General features: G+C 53.1%; 21 protein-coding genes and 2 tRNA genes. 7 read left to right on the plus strand and 16 right to left on the minus strand.

Annotation, left to right across the window (positions count from 1 at the left end; all coding sequences use genetic code 11):
* On the minus strand, window positions 1-341 hold a 341-nt coding region (locus ACN0VM_RS10275; RefSeq protein WP_417450791.1), incomplete at its 3' end, for a cache domain-containing protein.
* A 2-nt stretch (window positions 342-343) separates the two neighbouring features.
* Window positions 344-985, minus strand: coding sequence for a methylamine utilization protein (locus ACN0VM_RS10280; protein WP_417450792.1), 642 nt, complete (start codon window positions 983-985; stop codon window positions 344-346).
* A gap of 186 nt (window positions 986-1171) precedes the next feature.
* Between ACN0VM_RS10280 and pepF the strand changes: the two genes are divergently transcribed.
* Window positions 1172-3064: an oligoendopeptidase F gene (gene pepF, locus ACN0VM_RS10285; RefSeq protein ID WP_417450793.1), complete on the plus strand. Its 1893-nt coding sequence runs from the start codon at window positions 1172-1174 to the stop codon at window positions 3062-3064.
* Window positions 3065-3137: 73 nt separating this feature from the next.
* Here the strand turns inward: pepF and ACN0VM_RS10290 are convergent, their stop codons facing one another.
* Window positions 3138-6041, minus strand: a complete 2904-nt coding sequence (locus ACN0VM_RS10290; RefSeq protein ID WP_417450794.1) for a TonB-dependent receptor — start codon at window positions 6039-6041, stop codon at window positions 3138-3140.
* Window positions 6042-6215: 174 nt separating this feature from the next.
* Complete coding sequence (locus tag ACN0VM_RS10295) at window positions 6216-6911, minus strand: DUF599 domain-containing protein (RefSeq protein ID WP_417450795.1); 696 nt, start codon at window positions 6909-6911, stop codon at window positions 6216-6218.
* Window positions 6912-7057: 146 nt separating this feature from the next.
* On the opposite strand from ACN0VM_RS10295, the gene ACN0VM_RS10300 reads away from it, so the two are divergent.
* Window positions 7058-7822, plus strand: a complete 765-nt coding sequence (locus ACN0VM_RS10300) for a c-type cytochrome (RefSeq protein ID WP_417450796.1) — start codon at window positions 7058-7060, stop codon at window positions 7820-7822.
* Here ACN0VM_RS10300 and ACN0VM_RS10305 read toward each other — a convergent pair.
* Together ACN0VM_RS10305 and ACN0VM_RS10310 are read right to left on the minus strand one after the other, a co-directional pair.
* Window positions 7771-8094 (minus strand): DUF4031 domain-containing protein, encoded by a 324-nt coding sequence (locus tag ACN0VM_RS10305; protein ID WP_417450797.1) that lies wholly within the window; start codon window positions 8092-8094, stop codon window positions 7771-7773. The two genes, ACN0VM_RS10300 and ACN0VM_RS10305, sit on opposite strands and share 52 nt — an antisense overlap.
* Window positions 8095-8142: 48 nt before the next feature.
* A complete protein-coding gene (locus ACN0VM_RS10310; protein ID WP_417450798.1) occupies window positions 8143-9333 on the minus strand; it encodes an aromatic amino acid transaminase in 1191 nt (396 codons plus the stop codon).
* Window positions 9334-9622: 289 nt separating this feature from the next.
* Between ACN0VM_RS10310 and ACN0VM_RS10315 the strand changes: the two genes are divergently transcribed.
* Complete coding sequence (locus tag ACN0VM_RS10315) at window positions 9623-11077, plus strand: bifunctional metallophosphatase/5'-nucleotidase (protein WP_417450799.1); 1455 nt, start codon at window positions 9623-9625, stop codon at window positions 11075-11077.
* The gene (locus tag ACN0VM_RS10320; protein ID WP_417450800.1) at window positions 11074-13716 is read left to right on the plus strand and encodes an ATP-binding protein; all 2643 of its coding nucleotides are present in this window, start codon (window positions 11074-11076) and stop codon (window positions 13714-13716) included. The genes ACN0VM_RS10315 and ACN0VM_RS10320 overlap by 4 nt, the downstream gene beginning before the upstream one ends.
* A gap of 3 nt (window positions 13717-13719) precedes the next feature.
* On the opposite strand, the gene ACN0VM_RS10325 is transcribed toward ACN0VM_RS10320, so the two are convergent.
* The 8 genes from ACN0VM_RS10325 to nhaB form a co-directional block, all read right to left on the minus strand.
* Window positions 13720-13796: transfer RNA gene (locus ACN0VM_RS10325), tRNA-Arg, on the minus strand.
* Window positions 13797-13824: 28 nt separating this feature from the next.
* Window positions 13825-14103, minus strand: a complete 279-nt coding sequence (locus ACN0VM_RS10330; RefSeq protein WP_417450801.1) for an ETC complex I subunit — start codon at window positions 14101-14103, stop codon at window positions 13825-13827.
* A 233-nt stretch (window positions 14104-14336) separates the two neighbouring features.
* A tRNA-Pro gene (locus ACN0VM_RS10335) sits at window positions 14337-14413 on the minus strand.
* Between the two features lie 82 nt (window positions 14414-14495).
* Entirely contained in the window at window positions 14496-14786 is a 291-nt protein-coding gene (locus tag ACN0VM_RS10340) for a hypothetical protein (protein WP_417450802.1), read from the minus strand.
* Window positions 14787-14954: 168 nt separating this feature from the next.
* A complete protein-coding gene (locus ACN0VM_RS10345; protein WP_417450803.1) occupies window positions 14955-15368 on the minus strand; it encodes a PaaI family thioesterase in 414 nt (137 codons plus the stop codon).
* Between the two features lie 43 nt (window positions 15369-15411).
* Window positions 15412-15882, minus strand: a complete 471-nt coding sequence (locus ACN0VM_RS10350) for a DUF192 domain-containing protein (protein ID WP_417450804.1) — start codon at window positions 15880-15882, stop codon at window positions 15412-15414.
* Window positions 15883-15931: 49 nt separating this feature from the next.
* A complete protein-coding gene (locus ACN0VM_RS10355; RefSeq protein ID WP_417450805.1) occupies window positions 15932-16483 on the minus strand; it encodes a cold-shock protein in 552 nt (183 codons plus the stop codon).
* 137 nt (window positions 16484-16620) lie between these two features.
* Window positions 16621-18210 (minus strand): sodium/proton antiporter NhaB, encoded by a 1590-nt coding sequence (gene nhaB, locus ACN0VM_RS10360; RefSeq protein ID WP_417450806.1) that lies wholly within the window; start codon window positions 18208-18210, stop codon window positions 16621-16623.
* A gap of 195 nt (window positions 18211-18405) precedes the next feature.
* Between nhaB and ACN0VM_RS10365 the strand changes: the two genes are divergently transcribed.
* A complete protein-coding gene (locus tag ACN0VM_RS10365) occupies window positions 18406-19353 on the plus strand; it encodes an XdhC family protein (protein WP_417450807.1) in 948 nt (315 codons plus the stop codon).
* Window positions 19343-20926, plus strand: a complete 1584-nt coding sequence (locus ACN0VM_RS10370; RefSeq protein WP_417450808.1) for an NTP transferase domain-containing protein — start codon at window positions 19343-19345, stop codon at window positions 20924-20926. The genes ACN0VM_RS10365 and ACN0VM_RS10370 overlap by 11 nt, the downstream gene beginning before the upstream one ends.
* On the opposite strand, the gene ACN0VM_RS10375 is transcribed toward ACN0VM_RS10370, so the two are convergent.
* Complete coding sequence (locus ACN0VM_RS10375; RefSeq protein ID WP_417450809.1) at window positions 20923-21495, minus strand: regulatory protein RecX; 573 nt, start codon at window positions 21493-21495, stop codon at window positions 20923-20925. The two genes, ACN0VM_RS10370 and ACN0VM_RS10375, sit on opposite strands and share 4 nt — an antisense overlap.
* Window positions 21492-22688: an aminotransferase class V-fold PLP-dependent enzyme gene (locus ACN0VM_RS10380; RefSeq protein ID WP_417450810.1), complete on the minus strand. Its 1197-nt coding sequence runs from the start codon at window positions 22686-22688 to the stop codon at window positions 21492-21494. Before ACN0VM_RS10380 ends, ACN0VM_RS10375 begins: the two co-directional genes overlap by 4 nt.
* Window positions 22689-22999: 311 nt before the next feature.
* On the opposite strand from ACN0VM_RS10380, the gene ACN0VM_RS10385 reads away from it, so the two are divergent.
* The gene (locus ACN0VM_RS10385) at window positions 23000-24733 is read left to right on the plus strand and encodes a fatty acyl-AMP ligase (RefSeq protein WP_417450811.1); all 1734 of its coding nucleotides are present in this window, start codon (window positions 23000-23002) and stop codon (window positions 24731-24733) included.
* Window positions 24734-24735: the final 2 nt, after the last annotated feature.

Consider the following 24735-nt stretch of genomic DNA (forward strand, 5'->3'; position numbering starts at 1 on the left):
AACTCATCATCCAGATCCAGGATGTATGCCATGTCTGCGCCAAGCCGTGCACGGTGGTTACGCAGCGCAGACATTACCGTTGCCTGATCATCGGGGTTGTTGATGGCATCGCGAAAGCCATAGTCGCGCGACAGCAAAAGCGCGCTGGCTGAAAGCTTTTCAACCCTGTCGTCCAAGATACGTTCAAACGTCCGGGCCGATGCATCCAACTGGTTTTGGATTTGGTCACGTACATTCTGGGTTACCGACCGGTAGAAAAACAGCGCAATCACGCCCATCACCATCAGGAATAATGCGAGATAAACAATGGTCAGTTTGGTTTGGAATTTGACCTTGAACATCTTCAATATCCTTCATCCGCTGGTGGCTGCTGCTGTCTACTGATCGACCGCAGGTTCACCGATAGCGCAACAGTATCAGATGCTTCGGCTTGAAGAGTAACGGTTTTCATGTCCTCGCCGCCCCGCTGTTCATCCGGGTGCCAGACGTGGACCTCATAGGCGCCTGCGGGCAGGTCTTTGAAGACCACATCACCGCTGTCATCGGTTTTACCTACAACCGGGTGTTCGCTGACATAAATAAACGCCAGCATATTATCGTGAATATTACAACCAAGGGCGACGACGCCCGGCTTGTCAAACAGCACCTTATTAGTGGTGTCTTTGCCGTAAAGCCTTAGTTCAAACCGCTTGGGTTTGGAGAAGGAATAAACCTGATGACGGAATTCGTCCAGATTAGGGAAACTAACTTCTGTTCCTACCGATACGGCGAGCACAAATGGCCTGAACAGGGTATTTTGCTGCGCCATCGTGGCTTCAGTTGTAACCGCCGGCATCACCAGATTGGGTGAAAGCGGCTTGAGGCTGACCACTGCGTTTTGAACCTGCGCCCCTTCGGGAGAACGAATTTGCACGGTCATGTCTGCGCCGAATGCAGCCACACAGGAGGTACAACACAAAAGCATCGCCAGAAAAAACCGTGTCAAAACCACTTCCCCTTTGCACCCAACAGTAGGTAATCACTACAGAAAACCGTGCAACCCTACCAATCAACTATTGGTTATGGCAAGCCAGCGACGTTTGCCGCTAATATGCGTTTGAACTTTTGTGCACCTTGCATCATCTAGTTCAATTAAGGAAACTAAACACGACAATAATGGGAGGATATACCAATGGGGATTACAAAAAAAATTAAACGCTCTGTTGTGGTACTGGCCACCTCGACCGCGCTAATGACGGCGGCACTTGTGCCCAGTCAGGTCGCCATAGCCGAAGACAATGCAAAAATCGAGTGGGACCTGACTGACCTCTATACCAGCCCCGAGGCATGGGAAGCGGAACGCCAGCGCGTACTTGAGGAGATGAAAGAAATCGAAGGCTTCAAAGGCAAATTAGGCAATAACGCTGAAACATTGCTCGCGGCCGCAAACAAGATTTCCACGGTACAAAAAGAGGCAGTGCGCCTGCTTGTGTTTGCCGTTTTGGCTGCGGACGAAGACCTTCGCGTTTCCGAAAAGCAGGAGCGACGCAGCCTGGCACAATCACTACTCTCGTCTCTCGGGCAGGCAACAGCCTTTGTCTCTCCGGAGCTTATCAAGGTGGGCAGCAAGAAGATTGAAAAATTCATCGCCCGTGAGCCCGGTCTTGCAAAACACGCCTTTGCGCTCAGAGACACGTTGCGTCAGGAAAAATACACCCTTGGCGAAGAAGCCGAGAGCGTACTTGCCAACGCAGGGGACGTGCTGTCTGGTCCGGGGCAGATCTACGGCCTCATGACCAACGCCAGCTTGCCATGGCCGACAGCGACCCTGTCAAGCGGCGAAGAAGTGACACTGAACCAGTCCGCCTACAGCAAATACCGAGCTGTCGGAAACCGTGATGACCGCAAGCTGGTGTTCGATACCTTCTGGGGTACCTGGAAAACGTACGAAGCCATGTTTGGTGCAACTTTGTCGACACACGTTCAAGGCCATATTTTCAATGCCAAATCCCGCGGGTATGAGAATGCGCTCGGAAGCGCGGTGTCGGGCAGCAATATCCCCACCGATGTGTACCGCGCACTGGTGAAAGCGGCGAATGATAACCTGCCGTCCATGCACCGGTACCTTAAACTGCGCCAGCGCTTGCTCGGCCTTGAAGACCTGCACTATTATGACATCTACCCTGAAGTGACACAGCTTGACCGCAGCTTCACCATTGATGATGCCAAGGAAATGACCCTCGTCTCGCTTGAGCCTTTTGGCGAAAAATACCTGAACCATCTGCGCAAAGGTTTTGAAGGCCAGTGGATGCATGTCTTCCCGCAGCAAGGTAAACGCCCGGGCGCCTATATGTTTGGCTCAGCCTATGATGTGCACCCCTACCTGCTGCTGAACTACAATAGCGGCTTTGAGGATGTATCCACGTTTAGCCACGAGTGGGGCCATGCCGTGCACACGATGCTGAGCCGTGAGAACCAGCCATACGAGACCTTCAGCTACACCACGTTCACCGCCGAACTTGCCTCAACTACCAATGAGGTATTGCTGCAGGAACATATGCTGGCGAAAGAGCTGCCGGACGCCGAACGGCTGTATTATATCGACCGCGCGCTGGAGGGCATTCGCGGCACCTTCTTCCGCCAGACCATGTTTGCAGAATTTGAACTGCGCATCCACGAGATGGCAGAAAAGGGTGAGGCTCTGTCAGGCAAGAAGATGACCGAACTGTATCTTGAGCTGCTGCGCAAGTATCATGGTGAGGCCGAGGGCGTAATGCAGATTGACGACACCTACGGGGTAGAGTGGGCCTATATCCCGCATTTCTACCGCAACTTCTATGTGTATCAGTACGCCACCTCGATCTCCGGCGGCACCGCCTTTGCCGAGCGCATGCTGGCGGGCGACGATACCGCGCGGGACGATTATATCCGTGTGCTTGAGGCAGGTGGGTCCGAGTACCCCTACGAGCTTCTGAAAAGCGCAAAAATCGACCTTGCATCCGAGGTACCCTACACCACTCTCATCAACCGCATGAACCGACTGATGGATGAAGCCGAGAAAATTCTCGACCGCATGGGTAAATAAACGCGCAGCAACTGTGCAACAAAAAAGGCGAGCCAATCCGGCTCGCCTTTTAACTTGGTTGATATCAACAAGCCTAGAACTTGACCTTCACACCCATGTTGGCAGTCCAGTCGTATTGTTCATGCTGCATGAGAAAATCACCGTCATCGTTCCGGTAAACCGCCTGAAACGGTGCGTCATTGGCGTTAGACACCTCACCGTAGACCTTGATGCTGTCGGTGATCGCGTATGATGCCGAGAAGTCCCACTGCGTGTGGTCCAGCACGTAACGGTCACCAAAACCACCAGCGTTCAGCTCATCCAGATACTCGTCGCGGTAGGTCATGGCTGCACGCAGGCTGATCGGGCCTTTCTCGTAGCCCAGCACCACGTTGGCGATATTCTTGGACGTTTTTGGCATCGGGATCACCCGTGTCTCTTCGCCATCGAAAATCTCTGCCTCACTGTCAACATAGGTGTAGTTGAGGCCGACGATCAACCCGTCAAGCGGGCCGGGAAGGAAAGTCAACGCTTGCTGATAGTTCAGCTCCACGCCCTTGATCGTGCCCTTGTCACCATTATAAGGGCGGACTACTTCATCAAAGAAGATGCCGTTGATGGTGACTTCCTCAAGCGTGCGGTCGACGATAAAGTTGCGGATGTCCTTGTAGAATACACCAACGGAAACCACCGCGTCGTTATTTGGGTACCATTCGATGCTGGCATCAAGGTTGTGAGCCCACATGGGCACCAGACCAGGGTTGCCGATCTCGCCTTCTGTCGTGCGTTCTACCTCACCGTCATCCACTTCTTCTTCATACTCAATCACGCCCGTGGGCACGATCTTGCTGATGTTGGGGCGGACAACAGACCGGAAGTAGGCCAGACGGGTCACGATGCTTTCAGCCGGTTCCAAGCGCAGGTTCAGGCTTGGCAGAAAATAGTCATAATCGCGCTCCCGGCCTACCGGACTGACAGTCAAGACGTCATCGGTTTCCGGGTCGCCGTCTTCATCCAGCACAGGCGCACCCGTCAATGGATCGGTCACCACCTCTTCGCCAGCAAAGACGAAGTTACTGTTGGTTTTGAAGTCGGTGTATTCGTAGCGCAAGCCGCCGACGATGCGCAGGCTTCCAACGTCAATGCGGCCCTGCACATAGCTTGCGTAGATATTCTCGGTCGCGTCATATTCGATGGCTTCATCGCCGAGCGCACTGTCGATCGCATTGACCTCAAAATTGTCGCGATTGGCAGCAAAGAACTGACGCAGTGCAACATTATCCGGCCCGACATTCCCCACGGCATAATCAAGCGGGTAGTCAATCCTTGTCGCAAAATCTGCAAGGGAGTAGTCGCCAAGGTCCTCATACGCGGTGAAGTTAGCATCCAGCATCTTGTCACGCAGCCGCGCCTTGGCACCCCATTTAAGCTGCACCGGATTGTCACCCCAGTAGGTGTCGTAAGCAAGGTCCAGTTTCATGGCGAGCTGTTTGTCAGTGCTGATGTTGTCCGTATATTCAATGGTGTCCAGCTCATAAGCGCTCAGGTCCTGAAAACCATCAAGATCAGCCTGCGATTTGAAAGTTGAGCTAGGCATCATACGGTCTGAGAACACAATGCCCGCATTGAAATCTTCGCCCTGGAAGTCGCTATCGACACGGTCGGGTTCGGCTTCTTCCGCCCTTGAATAGGCGACCGAATATGTTGCGGTCAGCTCATTGAACCGGCTCTCACCGCCTGCAACCACGCTGAGTATCTTCTGCGTCTCGACCCGGTCCTTCATATCCCGGTCGGCTTCGATGCCGCCCATATAGACGTAGCCCGCACCAATATCAGAGGCATCAAGATCAAACTCACCGTCACTCAACTTCATTTCCGTACGGGTACGAACCTCGGAATCCCTGAAGTTGGAATAAAGGCCACGAACATATAGGTCGTGATTGTCATTTGGGCGGAAATCAAGGTTCAGCGCAGCGCCAATGCGGCGACGTTCCACCACATAGTCGCGGAATTCAAGTTCTTCCGGGTAGAGTGCATCGATTTCCTGATCTTCGTCGTCTTCGTTAAGCCAGTCACCATCAACCTCAATGTTGTCCGTGCCGAATTTCCGGTCATAGAAACTGACGGAACCCGCAATGGCAAAGCGCTCATTGAAAGCGTTAGCGACTGTCAGGCCAAACTTGGGATTAATTTCGTCCTGCTGACGATTGTAGCTGCCCTCGGCCTTGGCTTTGACAAACAGACCATCCCGGTCAAAACCGGACAGCGTCTTGATATCGACATTACCGCCGATGGCGTCGCCGTCCATCTCTGGCGTCAGCGATTTAGTAACCTCAATAGTTTCCAGAAGTTCAGACGGGATAACGTCAAGTGCAACTTTGCGGTCACCGCCTTCAGGAGATGGCAGACGCACACCACCCACCGACGATGAACTGAGGTTCGGGTCAAGACCACGGATAATGACATAACGGCCTTCGCCCTGGTCGTTTTCAACCGACAGACCGACAATGCGGCGTACCGCTTCTGTCACGTTCTGGTCAGGGAAGTTTCCGGCGGCATCCGCCGACAGGAAGTTCGCCACATTATCAGATGCGCGCTGCTTGGAGATCGAGCTGTTGAGGCTGCCGCGCTGCCCCATCACAAAAATCTCTTCTATATCTTTCTCATCACCCGCGACGGTGAATTCAAGCTTGCCCCCCTCTTCTGTCACCGTAATTTTTTTCATCATTGGCTCAGCACCAATGTAGGAGACAATCACGGTATATTCGCCGGCGGGAATGTTATTAAAACGGAACGTTCCGTCGCTGCCTGTGGAAGCGCGGCGATTCAGTTCCTCAATTTTAATCACCGCGCCTTCAAGCGCGGTCGCTGTGTTTTTGGTTTTAACCTGACCTGTGACATCGGCACCGTGGGCGGCGGTCGCTGTGAGGAGTGCGAGCGCGCTGGCCGACGCCATCGCTGCCCGGCGCAATTTGTTGCGTTGCGTATCAAAAGACATGAATTTTCCCTGAACCTGCAAATTGGTTATGAGTATGCGTCCGCACACGTCATGAGTGGCGGCTCAGCTTCTGATCCACCCGCAATGTGACAGTAGGGTTAAGGAGAAGTGAACGTTTTTTAACGACCCGGCGATGCTGGTCCAATGTGCCTTTACAGCCACAATATGAAGGCTTCAGGGCGTATCCTTGACCGCGAGCAGTGCTCTGGAAAAAAATTCACGCCGCAGCAGGATGATTACAACAAACAACGTCCCGGCGATAAAAAGCCACGGGCTAAAGAACCATCCCAGAACGGCGAGCCCATAAAAATTGGCTCTCAAGCCACGGTTAAAGTGGTGGCCACACAGTGCCGCAAGCTTTGATGCTGCCTTTGCACGTGCAGCAGCCACATCGGTCTCAGCGTCCTCCGGGGCCGACATCGCACCGACGGAAATCGCGCAATAATTGGCGAGCCGTATCGCCCAAGCAAACTTAAAAAACGCATAGACAAAAATTGCCAACAGCAACGTAAGCTTTATGGCCCAGCGTCCCGGGGATATGGGGTCGGCGAACGGGACAGAAGAAAAAGCGGCGCTCAACTCCTCATTATACGCGAGACCCGCGATCAACCCGCCGATAACAAAGATATTGGTCGAGGCAAAAATGCTGATCCCCGACACCAGAACACCGAGGATATTGCTATCAAGCATGCGCAACTCGCGCCGACGCGCCTGCTCCATCCAGTGTTCGCGCTGTCGGTCTATTGCCGCAGAAATAGACTTTGCCTTAAGCACACTATGGTCGGTTATCAACGTATAGGTGCTGACAAGAATGAGGAAAAACACAAGTGCTGCGATGTCTGCGCTGCTCATGTAGTCATAGAAATGCATTTTTCACCCCATCACACAGTTTCAGCACATAACAACAGGCGCAATATAAAACGACAAGGATAATTTGTCTCATGCAGGATATAGGTCTTCCCATTCATTGCCGTCATCGGTAGGTTGCCTTCACGATTTCATAACTGGTTAAATTTATGCGTTTTTTCACTTTCTTTCTCTGGCTAGTGCTGACCTCTTCCGTCCACGCCAATGTAACCTACAGCTCCATTGTCAGGGGCGAGGCTGTTTTTGCGCGCTGCGTAAATTGCCACACTATAGCGCCGGGAGAGCCTGATAGGATAGGCCCCAACCTATACGGCATTATGGGACGACGCATCGCAAGCCTGCAGGATTATGATTACAGCCCCGCACTTTCCGCTGTTGATGGTGTCTGGAGCCCCGGCAAGCTGGATAACTTTCTGTCGCACCCCAATCATGCCGTCGCAGGGACCGATATGTCATACCGTGGCATACAGAACCCTGGAGACCGCGAGGATCTCATCAACTGGTTGGCAACGCAGGGCCCCGGTAGTCGGTCCACACCGGTATCCGACCATCTGCAAGAAAGCCTGATGCAAGGCGATGCCGCGCATGGATGGAAACTGTTTCAGCCCTGCACAGCCTGCCACAGCTATCAAGAAGGCGCACCCAACAAAATCGGCCCCAATCTGTATGGTATTGTCGGACGCCCCATAGCCTCTGCAAATGGCTTTTCCTATGGCGAGCGCATTATCAGGCTAAAGGGAGTGTGGACACCAGAGCGGCTAAACGCCTTCATGTTCGAAAGCAAGAAATTTGACCAAGGATCGCATTTGGCCTTTCAACGCTTAATCGAACTCTCTGACCGCGCCGACCTTATCGCATGGCTTCAAACCATTTCGCCTGAAGGTGAGTGGGGCCCCATTTCTGCCGACAAGTAAAAAACACGTTTTTGGCGGATAATTTTCACAAGCTCACGGCGGTGCACAACAACCGCCCCCGCCTCAACAGCCCAGTTGATACGGGGGCCGAACAGGTCATAGTGCTCTTTGTCCCGGCCCTGATATTGCAGCCAGCCGGGCATTAGCCCGATGTCATGACCAAATGCCGTGAGCTCGCATGTACCGTCTAGCCCCGGTAGGTCGGAGAGAAGATGAGAAGACGGCCCGAAGCGATGTCCCCAATGCAGCGGAGGGTCTATAAAGATAGCCATGGGCCAACGATGGCAAAAATCATTGGCCCAAACAAGACTGGAACGGCTTTACACAACGCTGGCTATCGCTTTAGCGACATACGGGATGTTCTCGTCGGTCAACCCTGCGACATTGATGCGTCCATTCGCCGGGAAGTATATCGACTTGTCTTTCTGCACGACTGCCACCTGCTCGGGGGTTAGGCTCAGCAGGGAAAACATGCCTGTTTGACGGGCGACACCTGAAAACCGGTCCCCGCAGCCCTCCTTTTTGAAAGCCTCCGCGAGGCTTCGGCGTAAGCCGTTCACTCGACTCCGCATCGCGCCAAGCTCGTCAATCCATGAAGCCCGAAGTTCGTCATCTTCCAATACTGTTGTTGCAAGCGCTGCGCCGTGCGCCGGAGGCATCGAATAGTTGGCCCTCGCAAGTTGTGCAAGGTTTGTGACGAGAGCTTCCTTTGCGTCTTTCTGTTCGCCCTTGACGAACAACGCGCCAGTGCGTTCCCGATACAGGCCAAAATTTTTAGAACAGGAATAAGACAACAGCGCCTCTGGCTGACTGGAAAAAATTTGCCTGACAGCCAAAGCATCCTCGGAAAGACCCGCAGCAAAACCCTGATAGGCCATATCCAGAAATGGGATCAGCTTTCTAGCTTGCAGCAGTTCCGCCACGCGTTTCCAGTCAGACATAGAAAGGTCGGCGCCCGTGGGGTTATGACAACATGCGTGCAACAGAACGACATCGCCAGCAGCCGCGCCCTCCAGCGAGTTCAGCATAGCGTCAACATCAACGCTGGCGCTGCCATGGTCATAGTAAGCATAAGGGCTGTGAGTAAGCCCTGCAGCGGCTAGGGTTGGCACATGATTGGCCCACGTCGGCGTACTGACCCAAACAGTCGTCTCTGGCTTGGACAGGGCGATCAGCTCAAACGCCAACCGCAGCGCGCCACACCCACCTGGCGTCTGGATTGCTCCCAACTGTCCACCAAGGTCAGAACGCAAGTCGGCACCAAAAACCAGTTCTGCGCAAGCTTCCGTAAACCCTGGCCATCCGGTAGGCGCAATATAGACTTTGCTGCCTTCTTCTTTCGACAGCCGGACAAAAGCCTGCTCTACTGCCCCCAAAATTGGTGTCCGGCCATCTGCTGTCTTGTAGACTCCAACACCGAGGTCTACCTTCTCAGGATTCGGATCAGCCTTAAATAGGGCAGAAAGACCCAAAATGGGATCAGCTGGCAACTTGGTAAGATGGGAGAACATCAGGGGCCCTTTCCGTCTGAAATTTATTTGCAGTGCACGTTTGTTTCATATGAAACTAAATTAATACTGCATGATACACAAGCCTGTACACTAGCTATCCCCATGCGGCATTCAAGTTATAAGCGCACCCCCGAAGCAAGAATTTCTGTGATAATGACGGAATTAAACTAAATTTAATATTCCGTTGAAAATATACGATAAACTCAAGCTGGACCTATTCATGAGATCACGACGACCCCGCCCTGCATTTGCGTTGCTGCTGGCTTCTTTTGTAAGCTTGGTTTCATTGATGCCGGTTCAAGCAGATGCCCCGGAAAACGCCACACGCCTTTTATATTTTTCCTCCTACCCGGAAATTGTACAGCCTGACGACGAGGCTGGGCTTGCTGAACTAGCAACCGCCGTCACGGAACAAAAGCGACTGCACCCGGATGCATACTTCATATACGGAGGAGCCTCCCTCGGGCCAAGCGTTCTGGGCGCGCTCGACAGCGGCGCGCATATGGTGGACATACTGAACGCCATGCAGCCTGAGTTCATGGCAGTCGGCAAAAAAGAATTTGCCTATGGATACGATGAACTGGTCGTGAATGCATTAGCCAGCGCTTTCCCTTTTGTGAGTTCAAACCTTGTCGACAGGCAAACCGAAAACCTCATAGACGGTACCGATCCATATTTCCTGTTGGAAGGTATCAATCTTAAGGTCGGCTTTATTGCGCTGACGTCGGTTAACGCAATCAGTGAATATGGTGCGAATGAGGCACTGGCACGCGACGAAACCACCGCCGTACGCCAATGGGCGCAAGAACTACGCGACATGGAAGCAGATGCCATTTTCCTGCTGGCGGACACCGATTACGACGACTTGAGCGAATATCGCAAAAACGGCATCGTTGACGGCATTTTCTATACTCATAACTTCGGCAACCCTTATTCACTCGACTTGCAGGGTGCCCTCTACGAAGAAGGCCCCCTGGACGGCAAGCTGATTGCTGTAGACCTATGGCTGGACGATGCCACGAATACCCTGAAAAGCGAAACAAGCTTTATCGACATTGCGACCTATGCCCCCACCAAGCTGATTTCATCCCTGATCCAGTCTTACCGCAATCGCCTGAAGGAAAGGCTTAGTCCGCCCATCGCTGAGATCGGTACATCCTTTAATACGCTGCGGGAGAATGTCCGTACCCGAGAAAACGGATTCGGGAATTTTGTTGCGGATGCGCTTGGCAGTTTCGTGGAAGCAGATGCCGTCTTGTTGAACAGCGGCTCCATAAGGGGTAACAGAGAATATAAAGCAGGCAACACTCTCAACCGCGGAGATATTCAGCGTGAGTTACCTTTCAGTAACCGTATCGTGCTGTTGAATGTAAAGGGCCGCATCCTTCGGGAAGCGCTGGAATATGGCCTGGAGTGCGCAGCTCACGCTGACGGGTGTGCGCTACAGGTTTCAAACTTGACCGTCACATATGACAGCACTCTTCCCGCCGGCGCCCGCATACAGGAAATCAAGGTTGGGCCAGAGAGACTTGACGAAGAACACTACTACCGCGTGGCCATGTCGGATTTCATGGCAGCAGGAAATGACGGCTATGAGATGTTCGCAAACGAGGAACGTGTATCCATTCGTGGAAGCAACCGCGCCATGTGGGATCTTGTCGCGGAATACACGGAAAGGCAACGGATGATCGTTCCGGTTCTTGAGGGGCGCCTCATTGACACCAACGGTGCCACCAACGAATGACAAAATCTACGAAAAAAATAATTCACAACCGTCGTCGACTTGGTCTCAGGGTAAAGGGCGCCATTGGTCTGCTGGTCATATTATTATTGTTCGTATCGGCGCTGTCGTATACATCGCTGCGCAAGTTTACTGATCAGGCAAACCAGCTATCGGAGGAGGCCCTGCCCTCCCTCGCCGCAACAATGGAATTGACGACGCTGCTTGAAGACGTACTGCAGAACGCGGAGCGCTTGATGACCGCAGACGTTCAAGCCGCACGCCGTATCGCCTTCAACGCCACCAAAGATAGTATCGACATCGGCTCAAACCTCGCAAACGAGAGTGAGACGGTCGCGGCAACCAAGGATCTCAAAGCAATTCTTGCGGTTCTCTCTACGACAGCCGACGACATGAATAACCTGATCAAAGCGCGCATCAATGCATCGACAAACGTACACACCCGACGTGAGCGGTTTAACGAATGGGCTGTGAATGGCCTTGAAACCTCCACTAACGATGGCACGGCCTATCTGTTATGGGTCAATAGTGTGAAAGCGCTTGTACTTCAATCAGCCTCCCTCTCCCCCGGCAACAATGTGCGCCTGCAACGCAGGGATATTCTGGCAATCAACCGCAGACTGACTGCCATCGAAAATGACATCACGCAACTACCCGCCTCAGCACAGCCCGCCGCCAGAGGAATAGTCACCGAACTAAAGGCAAGACTGAGCGGCAAACAAGGGGTGATAACCACCCTGCGCACATTCAATCAACTCGACCTGCGCTCAAAGGCCCTGTCCCGGCAGATGCGTGTGCTCGCCAGTGAGCTGCTGCGGGAGACGAACACTCTTTCCGTCCAGGAAAGCGAGCGGGCAAAGCTCTCCACCCAAAGGCTTATTGAAAGGGCAGAGAAAGATATCACCTGGCTGATATTGACCCTGCTTGCTGCCATCCTTATTGCCAGCGGCAGTATTGTCTACATCGACCGGAGGGTCCTGCAGCGGCTGACAAACCTGAAAGACGCAGTAAACGCTCAAACTGCGGGTGAGCCAGTTATCATACCGGTCGAAGACAACGATGAAATTACTGAAATATCAGAAGCGGTACAATACTTCATCACGGAGATTGATCACCGCCAGAACCGCCTGCTTGCGAGCGCAGAACAGGTAAAAGATGTTATACGCCTGTCTCCGCAAGCAATGTGCATTGCTACCCCCACACAGGTCCTGTTTCATAACAAAGCCTTCACAGCACTTTGGCCTTCACACAGCGGTTTAGTTGACACTCTGAACCATATCCCACCCAACCTGCTGGAAGAAAGCGATAAAACCGTAGTTCTAGACCGACACCCGGTCCGCCTCCTGGACGGCGAAACTCTTTGGCTTGATCTGGCATCCAGCCCAGTGGACTGGGAGCAGCAGCAGGCCCGGCAACTCATTTTTGTTGATGTGAGCAATCAGGTACGCGTGGAAGAGACACTCCGGAGTGCCCGCGAGCGCGCCGAAGCCGCAGCGCAGGCTAAATCAAGTTTTCTGGCAATGATGAGCCATGAGATCCGCTCCCCCATGAACGGTATTATCTCGGTGGCTGAGATACTGGAACGCGGCACCCTGGGGCAGGAGCAGAAAAAACTTGTCGGTGTCATCAACCAATCGGCCGAAACTCTGCTCACTATCATCGACGACATCCTCGATCTATCCAAAATCGAAGCCGGAAAGCTCGCAATAAATAATTTCGACTTCGACCTTCCTGCTGTGATTACAGGCGTCGCAGACCTGTTAAGGGCGAATTTCAGCCAAAAGGGTCTAAGCATCGACCTTGAACTGCCCGCCGACCTCCCCCGATATGTGCATGGCGACGCCAACAGAATTCGGCAGATTTTATTTAATCTGCTTGGGAATGCCGCCAAGTTTACCGAAAGCGGCGGCGTTACCATCAGCGCCAGCGCCACTCTGGCACCCGATACGCAAGTCAGCATCATTCGCGTCATGGTAACCGATACCGGAATCGGCATTGATGCAGATGTGCTTCAACGGCTGTTCCAGCCTTTCGAACAGGCTGACTCATCGGTTGCCCGGCAATACGGTGGCACGGGATTGGGCCTGAGCATTTGCCGAAGACTCGCTCAACTGATGGACGGCGAAATCATGGTAGTGAGCACAAAAGGGGAAGGCTCGACGTTCACGCTCACGCTACCCCTGAAACCCACTCATGGGCAGGAGGAAGGCGAGCACAAGACAACTCCTGCTGTACCTCCTTCCTCTGCTTCGGGGAATGCCTCGGCACCACATATTCTTGTCGTTGAAGATAACCATATCAACCAGATCGTTATCGGAAAGATATTGGAAGAGCTGTCGTGCACATACGATACTGCAGGTGACGGCTTTGAAGCCCTTGAAAGATTAAGAGACGGTCAATATGACCTCGTACTAACTGACCTTCGCATGCCTAATATGGATGGCTTTGCTCTTGCCCGGGCTATCCGACAAGGGGAAACAGGGGACGTAAGGCTCCCCATCGTCGCGGTTTCAGCCGATGCCATGGAAGATGCCCGGGAAGAAAGCACACGCTCAGGAATAGATGCGTTTTTGACCAAACCCATCAAACTGAATGACATACGCCAATGTATTGAGAACCATCTTCCGGTTCATCCGATATAAGAATGGCGATCCCGCGAGGACTCGAACCCCGAACCTGCTGATTAGAAGTCAGCTGCTCTATCCAGTTGAGCTACGGGACCGCAATGGTAAGGGCAGGGTTTTCCATCGTCACTTAAAGTTATCTGCGTACGCTTGAATATGGCGCTTTTTCTTATGCGTTGGCAGCACTTCGAAAGGCAAGCTATTGCGTTGAGCATAAGCTTCAGCTTCCTGCTGGCTTTCAAACTTAATGCGCACCTGCCCCCGCATATCGCGTGAGCCGGTCCACCCCATCAGGGGATCAATAAATTTCGCGAGTTCAGGTTCAAACTCCAGCACCCATTTTTGGGTATTGGCAGTTCCTGACTGCATCGCGTTTTTTACGGGTTGATAAATGCGCGCTTTCACGGGCTTCTATCCTTCCAAACTTCGCCTGTATCTCGGGTAGCAGTACACTACCAGTTACGGCTGTTTAAAATTGCCTATATGGTGGACACGCTAGTCTGCCAAACGGAAGCGCACCCTATCCCAAACTTGCCGGAATGTGAACACAGAAAAACGGCTCCATGCATCTAACCGGCCACAAAAAAAGCGGCCCGACCATAAGGCCGGACCGTCTTCTGAACCACTTAGCGGTTAAGTGGTCGGGGAGAGAGGATTCGAACCTCCGGCCCCCTGTACCCAAAACAGGTGCGCTACCAGGCTGCGCCACTCCCCGACGCCCGCGCTTTCTAATGTTGCGCCCGTGTGAATGCAAGCAGAAAAATGAAAAAAATTTCACTGTTCCATTTTGGATCTGATCACGAGTGCAGTCGTCGACAATAACGAGCAATATTGGTGGGGGTAGTTCCATCAGGCAGATGCACAGCCTGCAACACTTCCATATGGGTACCACCAGGCAGCAGAACACGTTTCACCGACATCAGCTCCCTATCTTTGAAGTACGCCGCGGTGTTAAGTTCCGTTACACTGGGTGCAGACACGGATAAAGAGTCAGCCAGCTCCCCCCCGGCAAATGGTCGGGCATCCCCGTCCGGCACACCGGTGAAACTGTGAGTCTGTTCCTCACCCGAAGCATCAGTCCAGCTCATCTGGAAGTTCAGCCCCTCCCGAACTTCGCTTATTATATAATGTCCTGCCCGGGGCGGTTCACTTTGCTGATATATGCACGTATCAGGCTCCAGCTCCCATACGCCGAGAAAGTCTTGATATATTTTCTGATGAGCCATGAGGTTCCTGCCTTTAAACGAGGGGCGACGTTACCGGTTGCGCACGGCCTTGAAAAGCCCGCTAGCCACAGCGACGACACGTTCATCTACCCTCATGTCACCCCTTACCGCAACCATACCCTCTCCTGCAAGCTTGGCTTGCGCTGCCCCGACAAGCCACTCGCCCTTAAAAGCCGGGCCGATGAAGTCTGTTGTCATTCGCACTGTCACAAAAGGAGGCGACACAATGTCAAACACGGCGGTTGCCAGCAGGATATCAGCAAAGGTCATGATCATACCGCCATGGCATGCGCCGCCAGCGTTGATGTGCCGTTCAGCAATACGCAGACCACGTTCTTTATTGCCCGCAACTATGCGTTCGAATATCGGGCCATTTTCCCAACCGAAGGGGCTATTCGACAGAATGGGCTCAAAGCCTGATGGCGGTTTGGCCGCAGCGATCATTGCAGGGCTCGCCCTTCTCGGGGCGAGGGTCATCGCATCGGCCTCATTGGGGCTGTTGCCAGCGATCAATCAACGGGTGGCGCACATAGTGGCCGGCAATAATCCCAAGTTCTGCTGCGCGACCGCCTGCGATCTCCAGAACCGCCACTGCGGCCCCGACAGACTGGCGTGGCGTGTCGGTTCTTGGACGGGCCTTCCGAACAATATTCAATATCCTGCCATCTGAACGAATAAAGATAATGTCCAACGGGATATAGGTGTTGCGCATCCAGAAAGATCTCGGTGCCGATTCATCAAAAACGAATAACATGCCCCGGTCCGGCGCCAGTGTTTCCCTATACATCAAACCGTGTGCGCGCTGCTGATCGTCCAGCGCGAGCTCGACAGTAAATTCGTGCCTACCTGTCGGCGTTTCAACAACAGCGAGCCGGTCATCAGGGAGCGCGTCTGCAAACGTTGGAAGTGTATAGAGACAGAGAAGCACCAAGCTGAGAACCATGCGTGCTACCGACATACATATGGACCTTTCAGGCTTATGATCATCGGAAAGTATGGGCGTATCCTTAGGCATCACCCGGCAAGGCAATTTGCGCGACAAGCGGGCCGCGCTCACCAGTTCCGATACGAACACGTACTTCTTGTGCAGGTTCAAGGTCGGTCAGGCCTGCCCGGCGCAATGTCTCGATATGTACAAAAATATCCTGAGTGCCTTCGCCGCGCGAGACAAAGCCATATCCCTTTGTTCTGTTGAACCACTTCACGACCACGTCCTCGAACTCGGGCGAAACATCAATTTCCATTCCAGGGTGCGAGAAAGAGGAGCGGCCAAGGTCTTCAGGTGCGACGGCCGTGGACAGGTCCAGCGATTGCACGCATACAGCTTGACGGCCCTTGTCACGGTGTACGGCTTCACAAATTACTGTCGTGCCTTCAGGCACGGAGCGACGGCCAACGTTACGCAAAACCGAGAAATGCAGAAGCACATCACCGTCATCGTCATCCGGAACAATGAACCCATATCCCTTGACTGCGTCAAACCACTTGACCCTGCCAGTAACATGCTGGCCAACTTCATCGGGCCGTTCCTCAGAACAGATCGTACTACGGCCGTCCATACTATTCCCCCCTTAGGAATTTCACGCACTAGCTCAGAACAATAGTAAAATTTGTATAATGCTAGTCATAAAAAAAGGCGCCCGCAACTGTTTTGTCACGGGCGCCCTTGGTCAAGCTATTGTTTAGCGGGCTATTTTCAGTGCTTCCCCGCGCTATTCAATTCACCAACCTTCTCGTGGTGATGCTCAATATAGTGGTTTTCATACAACTTTTCCGTCATTGGCTCCAGCAAATAAGAGACCCCGAAATACCCTACAATAGACATCACAATCGTATATGGCAGCGCCATCTTTACCATGGTCATATAGGAAAGGCGGATGAGCGGCGCCAGCGCGCTCGTCAACAGGAAGAGGAATGCAGCCTGCCCATTAGGTGTTGCCACACTCGGAATATTGGTACCTGTATTGATCGCGACAGCCATCAGATCGAATGTATCCCGGCTGATCACATCTGCTGAAAGTGCTTTAGCCATCTCACTGACATAAACCGTGGCCACGAATACGTTATCCGAAATCGCGGAGAGTACACCATTGGCGATATAGAGCGCCGTGATCTGTCCGTGACCATCTAGACCAAGTACGAAGTTTGTAACAGGCGCAAAAAGGCCATTGTCCGCAATAACGCCCACGATCGCAAAGAAAACGACCAAGAGTGCGGTAAAGGGCAAAGCCTCCTCAAACGCGTGACCGATTTGATGCTCTTCGGTTATGCCAGTGAACGCACTGGCCAAAACAATCACGGAAAGACCGATAACGCCAACTGCAGCAAAGTGGAACAAGAGAGCCACAATAAGCCAAAGCGCAACGATACCCTGAACAACCAGCGCCGCCTTGTCACGTGAGGTGCGACGTTCGCTGGTATAGGCGTCATAATCCACAATAATGGCAAGAACCTTAGGTGGCACTTTTGCGCCGTAACCCAATATGCCGGTTATCTCAAGTGCAACGCATGTAGCCAAACCTGCGACCAGCACAGGCGCCGTTACCGGCAGCATACGCCAGAAAAACTCGACAAACTGCCAGTTGGCCTGTGTGCCGATCAGAATATTTTGCGGCTCGCCGACCAGCGTCATGACACCGCCGAGTGCGGTACCCACTGCGGCGTGCATCATCAGGCTGCGGAGAAATGCGCGAAAACCCTCAAGGTCTTGCTCATTCAGCTTATCAAGTTCACCGTCGTGCATGTGATCGTGATCATGATGGAATTCTTTGCCCGATGCCACCTTGTGGTAGATGGAATAAAAACCAACAGAAATCGCAATAACAACTGCCGTCACTGTCAAGGCATCAAGAAAGGCAGAAAGAAACGCCGCCATAAAACAGAAAATCAGGGAAAGCATGACCTTGTTACGCACTTTCACCAGAATCTTGGTGAACACGAACAAAAGCATGTTCTTCATGAAATAGATGCCCGCAACCATGAATACCAGAAGCAGGATAACCTCAAGGTTCGCTTCGATTTCGTGCTGCAATGTTGCGGGCGATGTCATGCCAATTGCGATCGCTTCAAACGCGAGCAAACCTCCAGGCTGCAACGGGTAACATTTAAGCGCCATGGCGAGCGTAAAAATAAACTCAATCACGAGCGCCCAACCTGCAACGTACGGATTTACCATATAAAACAGGATTGGGTTGATGATAAGAAAGGCCAGAATGGTAAGTTTATACCACTCGGCGGAGTTCCCCAGGAAATTTCTTCCTGCCGGATTCGCAAAAAGCGACGCCATAATATATCCCTTTTGACTAATTAGCCCCATGCTCAGGCATGTACTTTTACTTTGCTTGCTTTTAAAGGTGGCTGGAGGTCAAATCAAGCCAAAGTCGGCAAAAGCAGCTTGTGAGCAAACGGTCACGGCTTGTAACTATGTGGCGCGCCCGTTACCGCTTTTAAAACAAACTGGCAGCGAGCAAGGATTAAGCGCATGATTGATATCCTATATCTCCTCATGGAAGAGCTTGGCGCCGGGCGGACTGCTGCTGTTGCTGTCGTGACGGCAACATGGGGGTCCGCACCCCGGCAGGCAGGCAGTATGATGCTTGTCCGATCCGACGGCAGTTTCGAAGGCTCTGTATCGGGTGGGTGCGTGGAAGGCAGTGTTATCGCCGAAGCAACATCCATTATCGGTCAGGGAAGCAGCAAACGCCTGACCTATGCGGTTTCCAACGATAATGCGTTTGCTGTTGGCCTGGCGTGCGGCGGCACAATTCATATCTCGCTCTTCCCTCTCGGCCCGGACAGTTTGCACGCCATCTCCGCGACAATGGCAACTATTGCGGATCGTCAGCAGGGTGTTCTGTCGCTCCACCATACAGGGCAGGCCGCCCATTTCGAGAGACGAGAAATAGCCGAACTGGCTGATTCCCACTATGCGCTAAGGTTGCCAGTGCGTCCGAAACCTCGCCTGGATATTATAGGAGCGGTTCATATCGCTCAGGCCCTTGCCTCTATGGCCGCCCAATGCGGGTTTGATGTAACCGTCGTCGATCCCCGAAGCGCTTTTACTGAAGCGCGCTGTTTTGCGGATGCTTTGGTGATAACCGATTGGCCAGACGAGTATTTCATCCGCACGCCACCTGACAGTACTACTGCGGTCGTTACGCTGACGCACGACCCCAAACTTGATGACACCGCCCTCATGCCGGCGCTTGGCAGTAAAGCTTTTTACATCGGCTGCCTTGGCAGCAAAAAAACACATGCTGAGCGTTTGGCACGGCTTCAGGCGCGCGGGGTCGATGAAAAGGTTCTTGAGCGCATTCATGGCCCGGTCGGCCTTAATATCGGCTCAAAAACCCCGGCAGAAATAGCAGTTTCGATTCTATCCCAGATCATTCAATCCCAACGGACCGGAGCGGCCTACAATGCGGTTTGAAGAACGCCAGCCAATAGATGCCACCGGCTGGAGGCTGGCCCATAGCATTTTGGCGGGCCGGACACGGCTGGCCAAAGGCACAAAGCTGGATGCAGATTATGCAGACCTGTTGCGCAAACATAACGTCGAGGCCGTGCACGTGTTTTGCCTGGATGAGAATGATATTTTGGAAGATGTTGCCGCCCATCACATAGCGACACACATTAAAGGGGGAAACGTCCGACTAGGCCACGCCCATAAGGGACGGTGCAACCTGCATGCTGAAGAGGACGGACTATTACTGGCCAATGATGCTCTTAATTCGCTGAATCAAACCGATGAAGCATTGACCGTCGCTACGCTCCCAAGCTTTAGTCCTGTCTATAAGGGGCAACTGGTTGCGACAGCTAAGGTGATTCCTTATGCTGTTACCCCTGCACAGCTTGCTGCAGCCACAGAGAACCAAGCCCGAATAGAGGTCGCACCGTTTCAGCCCTTCAAGGCACGCTTCCTTGTTAGCGGGCAGGAACTTCCAGACAAAGTAAGGCGGTTGACCGAACGCCGTATCAACAGAGTGAAGGGCACCCTTGAAAGTTACCTTCAGTGTGCCCACACCACCGGCGCTGTTAGTGATGCCCTTCTGGGCATGGCATCGCTAGATGGCGACATAATCCTGCTAATGGGCGTCTCCGCAATTAGCGACCGACAGGATGTGTTACCCGCCGCTCTTGTCAAGGCTGGCGGAGAAGTGAGCCAACTCGGCATGCCTGTAGACCCCGGCAATTTACTGATGCTCGGCCGCCTTGCAGGAAAACTCGTACTTGGCCTGCCCGGATGCGCGCGGTCACCGGCCCTCAACGGACTCGACTGGGTACTGGAACGTTTTAGTGCACGCCTGCCCCTTGATGCCAAGGTCATACGCGGGATGGGGGTTGGCGGCCTTTTAAAAGAAACAGCGCTCCGGCCTGAACCGAGATCACCTCGCACAGCAAACAAAACAGATATTCAAGCCATTATTCTCGCAGCAGGTCGATCAAGCCGGTCACGCGGCACCAACAAACTGTTACGAACGCTGAATGGCAAGTCAGTGATCACACAGACGGTTTCAACTATAGGCGCGGCGACTGCCTCTCCCCCAGTGGTGGTCACAGGTCATGACCATGAGAAGGTTGAAAGGTCACTCAGCGGACACACTACCAGCATTATACATAACCCCGATTATAATGACGGAATGGCATCCAGTCTTCGGCTCGGCCTGGAGATGGTCGAACCGCATGCGGCCTTCAGCCTCATCTGTCTGGGAGATATGCCCTTTATCCGGGCTGATACCATCACAGCGCTCGCCGATACTGCGGCAAGAATAAGCGAAGCACGCATTTTCATTCCCACCTTCAATCGTAAACGCGGGCACCCTGTCCTGTGGCATCGCTCTCTATTTCGCGAACTTTTGAAGATTACCGGCGACAAAGGAGGCCGGGACATTATTCATGCCTACGCAGACCTTGTTTGTGAGGTCCCTGTCTCCGACCCTGGCATTCTGATTGACCTGGATACACCCGCAACCATGGAGCAATTCGGCATAGAAGACAATTAGGGCTGTATGTCGTCAAGTTCTTCAAGGCTGGACTCGAGTGTGCGCTTGGCCAAAGAGTATGAAAAACCCGCTCGCATCATTGAAGCCAATTCCTTTTCGACTCTGTCATCGACCTTGCGGTCATGCCGTCTGTATGGCCCGAACCGGCGCCGCCGAACGTAGGCGGCTGCAGCAATTTCATCAGCCTTGAGATCGCGGTCATCCTCGACAAGGTTCCCCACACTCGCCGCAGCCACCTCCTCATTAACCCCCTTGTACATCAGGTCCTGCAATATCTGCCTAGATGGTTTGCCTTTTCTCAGCAGACTTTCCGCACGTTGGCGGGCGTAGACCTCATCGTTCACATAACCATAGCTCACGCACTTTCGCACAACATCCTCGATCCAGCCAACCTGCTCATCAGTTGGTGGATCACCCTCTTCGTTACGGCGGCGCACCTTGCGGCCCAACACCTTGCGCAAATTCTCCTCGGAACTGGAAAAACGCCCAAGATAATGAAGCGCAGCACGTTCGAGGTAGGCGGCGCTGACTTTTTTTGGCCTGCGGCTCTCAGCATGAGCTTTTTTCATACGGCCAGGGCCTCGACTACCGCGACAAAGCGGTCAATCTCTTCTTTAGTATTATAGTAGTGGGGTGAAACCCTGACTGTGGTCTCAATGCCACGCGTTTCAAGGTCCAGACGCGTATGCACCACGCTCGCCACTTGTACAGTAATACCAAGGCTCTCCAGCCGTCTCTTTACTTCTGCAGCCTGTATACCCTTTTTATTGAAAGTGACAATCGCAGCAGATGCCGAGGCCGGACAGGTAGGCACTATGTTTTTCACAGCGTATAGCTTGCTGCGCAGATACTGCGCCACTGCCTGCGTGCGTTCGAACACCTCCGCCGGGCCCAATTTCAGCAAATAATCGATTGCGGCACCAAAACCGAGCTGGTTACCGACGCTGCGCTCCCAGTCCTCGAACATTCGCGCATCTTCGCGCAACTCAAATCGGTCACTTGCAACCCAAGCGGCCGATTGATTAGTCACCATGGCTGGTTCAAGTCGCGCCAAACCCCTCTCACTGACATAAAGGAAGCCAACGCCGCGCGGGCCGCGCATAAACTTGCGCGAAGTTCCCGTCAGCATGTCGCACCCTATAGTTTCGACATTCACAGGTAACTGCCCCACGGCCTGACAGGCGTCGAGAAGGTATAATACATCATGGGCCCGCGCTATGCGCCCCACGTCGGCCACCGGATTAATTTGCCCACTTGAAGACGGGACCTGCGCGACGGCTATCAGACGCGTTCGCTTGTCGACAAGGCTTTCCATGTGCTTCAGGTCAAGGGTGCCATCTGCAGCGGGGTTCGCTACACGGATATCAACACCACGCCGCTTTGCCTGGTGCAAAAAGGCGACAAAGTTGCTGCAATATTCGTTAAAAGCTGTGATCAGATTATCGCCAGCCTGAAACGGCACACTATAGAAGGCCTTGTTCCAGGCGTCCACGGCACTGCTTGTCAGCGCATAGTTGGTTGGCGTGCCGCCTAAAAGCTGCGAAAGTGATTGATAAACACGCTCATGCTCAGTGGACTGTTGCTCGTGCGCAACATAACCACCAACATTTTCCTCAAGTAGCAAATGCCGTTTTATCGCGTCAGTTACGGGTTTCGGCATCAATGATGAGCCACAATTATCCAAGTGTAATCGCTTCAAAACCGCCGATGTATCCGCTCTCACACTGCTTAGGCGGTCGCTGCCAAAACTCGTATCGTGCACAGTTCCTCCTCGCGATCGCTTGTCATTTTTTAGCCGTAATCCTACCCTATCCAGCCCTGCCGCGTACGATTTAGGCCAGAATTAACTTGCGCAGCCCGCATACAGAATGTAATTCAGCCCTAATATCCAGGCACGCGACCGTTCGTGAGTGAACAAGGTAAAGCTGGTCGAAAGCAAGAGTTTTTTGACCTCAGGTTTACTGTGCCAGTTTGAAGTTTAGCCATAGCCTCGGGCTTTCCAAGGCTTGCTATTGTTGTTTTTGTAGGGTCCGGCTAAAGTATGCCGGCACAATTATGGTTGAAGCCAACGGTATGAAGGTAGAGACACCTACACAAGATCCCACGCTCGAGCGGCGGTTTGCGGATTTTGATACGCTTGTTGAAGCGATAGAGTATGCAGCCAAGGGGGTGCGTGGGGCTAATTTCTATAATGCCCGCGGTGACTTGACCGAATCTGTGACTTGGGCAGACGTGCGCGATCGGGCCGAACTCATTGGGCGTAAGCTTGTGGCCATGGGTTTTCAGGCTGGCGACCGTATAGCGCTCATCGCTGAAACCAGCGCCAATTTTGTCGCCTTTTTTGTTGGCTGCCAGTACGCGAGCGTACTGCCGGTGCCCTTGCCTTTGCCAACCAGTTTTGGCGGCAAGGACGGCTATGTCTCCCAACTTAGAATGCAAATGCAAAGCTGTGATGCCAACGGCCTGATGGCGCCAGAATTCATGACAGAAATCATTGATGACGCCACCCAAGGTATGGAACTGCGCTTTTCCGGGGCCTATGATGATTACATGGCTCAGAAGGCAGGCGACAGTTTACGCCTTCCCTCATCTGACGACCTTGCTTATTTGCAATACAGCTCAGGCAGCACCCGGTTTCCTCACGGCGTGTCCGTCACGCACCGCTCCCTACTCGCAAACACACACGGCATGGCGTATTACGGCGTCAAGGTTGGTGAGAATGATCGCTGTGTTTCCTGGTTACCATTCTACCACGATATGGGGCTCGTCGGCACGCTACTGACAACCATCACATGTCAAATATCTGTTGATTTTATACCGACCGAGGAATTCGCCCGGCGCCCTCTGAGCTGGTTGAGAGTTATTTCCCGCAATAAGGGCACCATCACTTACAGCCCCACTTTTGGCTTCGACATCTGCGCACGCCGCGCCGCATTACGCTCAAGCGCGCTGGAAGATCTTGATTTATCAAGCGTCCGGGTTGCTGGCTGCGGCGCCGAAATGATCCGCCCTGATGTGCTGCGTTATTTCCATGAAACTTTTGCACCAATTGGCTTCAAGTGGGAGGCGTTCCTGCCTAGTTACGGCTTGGCAGAGTGTACCTTGGGCGTCAGTTTTGGCAACGTTGGGGTAGGTCTTGAGGTCGACCTGATCGAAGAAGCCGCCCTTACCGGCGACAAACATGTACTGGTAAACGGTAAGGACGAAAACGCGCGTATCCGCGAAGTTGTCAATTGTGGTAAGCCTTTACCTGAATATGACATCGAAATTCGCAACGAAGAAGATACCGCCCTGCCCGAGCGGCAAGTGGGGCGTGTTTTCCTTCGCGGCACTTCCGTCATGCGGGAATATTTCAACGACCCGGAAACCACCCGCGCTGTGCTGAGTCCTGAAGGCTGGCTCGACACTGGTGACATGGGGTACCTGAAAGATGGCAATATCTACATCGTTGGTCGTGCCAAAGACATGATCATCGTGAACGGCCGCAATCACTGGCCTCAAGATATTGAGTGGGCCGCCGAGCAACTTCCCGGTGTAAAAACAGGTGATGTTGCTGCAATCTCTGTTCCTGGCGAGAACGCGGAAGAGGTACCGATGATCCTTGCGCAGTGTCGCTTTTCAGAGGCAACAGACCGCATGAAATTTGTCGAAGACCTAAAGCGTCATATTCAGAAATCTACTGGCATCAACTGTATGATTGAGCTGGTACCTCCTCGCTCTCTGCCGCGCACGTCAAGTGGTAAACTGAGCCGCGTAAAGGCCCGCAACCAATATCTATCCGGGAACCTGCAGGCGCTCGCAAGCTAGGG

The organism is Kordiimonas sp., assembly GCF_048260245.1.
Lineage (GTDB): Bacteria > Pseudomonadota > Alphaproteobacteria > Sphingomonadales > Kordiimonadaceae > Kordiimonas.

Excerpts from the sequence above, each read along its gene's own strand:
- ACN0VM_RS10365 (WP_417450807.1), top strand. The coding sequence starts at position 18,406 with ATGATTGATATCCTATATCTCCTCATGGAAGAGCTTGGCGCCGGGCGG.
- ACN0VM_RS10370 (WP_417450808.1), top strand. The coding sequence starts at position 19,343 with ATGCGGTTTGAAGAACGCCAGCCAATAGATGCCACCGGCTGGAGGCTG.
- ACN0VM_RS10290 (WP_417450794.1), bottom strand. The coding sequence starts at position 6,041 with ATGTCTTTTGATACGCAACGCAACAAATTGCGCCGGGCAGCGATGGCG.
- ACN0VM_RS10355 (WP_417450805.1), bottom strand. The coding sequence starts at position 16,483 with ATGGACGGCCGTAGTACGATCTGTTCTGAGGAACGGCCCGATGAAGTT.
- ACN0VM_RS10295 (WP_417450795.1), bottom strand. The coding sequence starts at position 6,911 with ATGCATTTCTATGACTACATGAGCAGCGCAGACATCGCAGCACTTGTG.
- ACN0VM_RS10320 (WP_417450800.1), top strand. The coding sequence starts at position 11,074 with ATGACAAAATCTACGAAAAAAATAATTCACAACCGTCGTCGACTTGGT.
- ACN0VM_RS10375 (WP_417450809.1), bottom strand. The coding sequence starts at position 21,495 with ATGAAAAAAGCTCATGCTGAGAGCCGCAGGCCAAAAAAAGTCAGCGCC.
- ACN0VM_RS10315 (WP_417450799.1), top strand. The coding sequence starts at position 9,623 with ATGCCGGTTCAAGCAGATGCCCCGGAAAACGCCACACGCCTTTTATAT.
- ACN0VM_RS10310 (WP_417450798.1), bottom strand. The coding sequence starts at position 9,333 with ATGTTCTCCCATCTTACCAAGTTGCCAGCTGATCCCATTTTGGGTCTT.
- ACN0VM_RS10305 (WP_417450797.1), bottom strand. The coding sequence starts at position 8,094 with ATGGCTATCTTTATAGACCCTCCGCTGCATTGGGGACATCGCTTCGGG.
- ACN0VM_RS10300 (WP_417450796.1), top strand. The coding sequence starts at position 7,058 with ATGCGTTTTTTCACTTTCTTTCTCTGGCTAGTGCTGACCTCTTCCGTC.
- ACN0VM_RS10340 (WP_417450802.1), bottom strand. The coding sequence starts at position 14,786 with ATGAGCTGGACTGATGCTTCGGGTGAGGAACAGACTCACAGTTTCACC.
- ACN0VM_RS10350 (WP_417450804.1), bottom strand. The coding sequence starts at position 15,882 with ATGTCGGTAGCACGCATGGTTCTCAGCTTGGTGCTTCTCTGTCTCTAT.
- ACN0VM_RS10385 (WP_417450811.1), top strand. The coding sequence starts at position 23,000 with ATGAAGGTAGAGACACCTACACAAGATCCCACGCTCGAGCGGCGGTTT.
- ACN0VM_RS10345 (WP_417450803.1), bottom strand. The coding sequence starts at position 15,368 with ATGATCGCTGCGGCCAAACCGCCATCAGGCTTTGAGCCCATTCTGTCG.
- nhaB (WP_417450806.1), bottom strand. The coding sequence starts at position 18,210 with ATGGCGTCGCTTTTTGCGAATCCGGCAGGAAGAAATTTCCTGGGGAAC.
- pepF (WP_417450793.1), top strand. The coding sequence starts at position 1,172 with ATGGGGATTACAAAAAAAATTAAACGCTCTGTTGTGGTACTGGCCACC.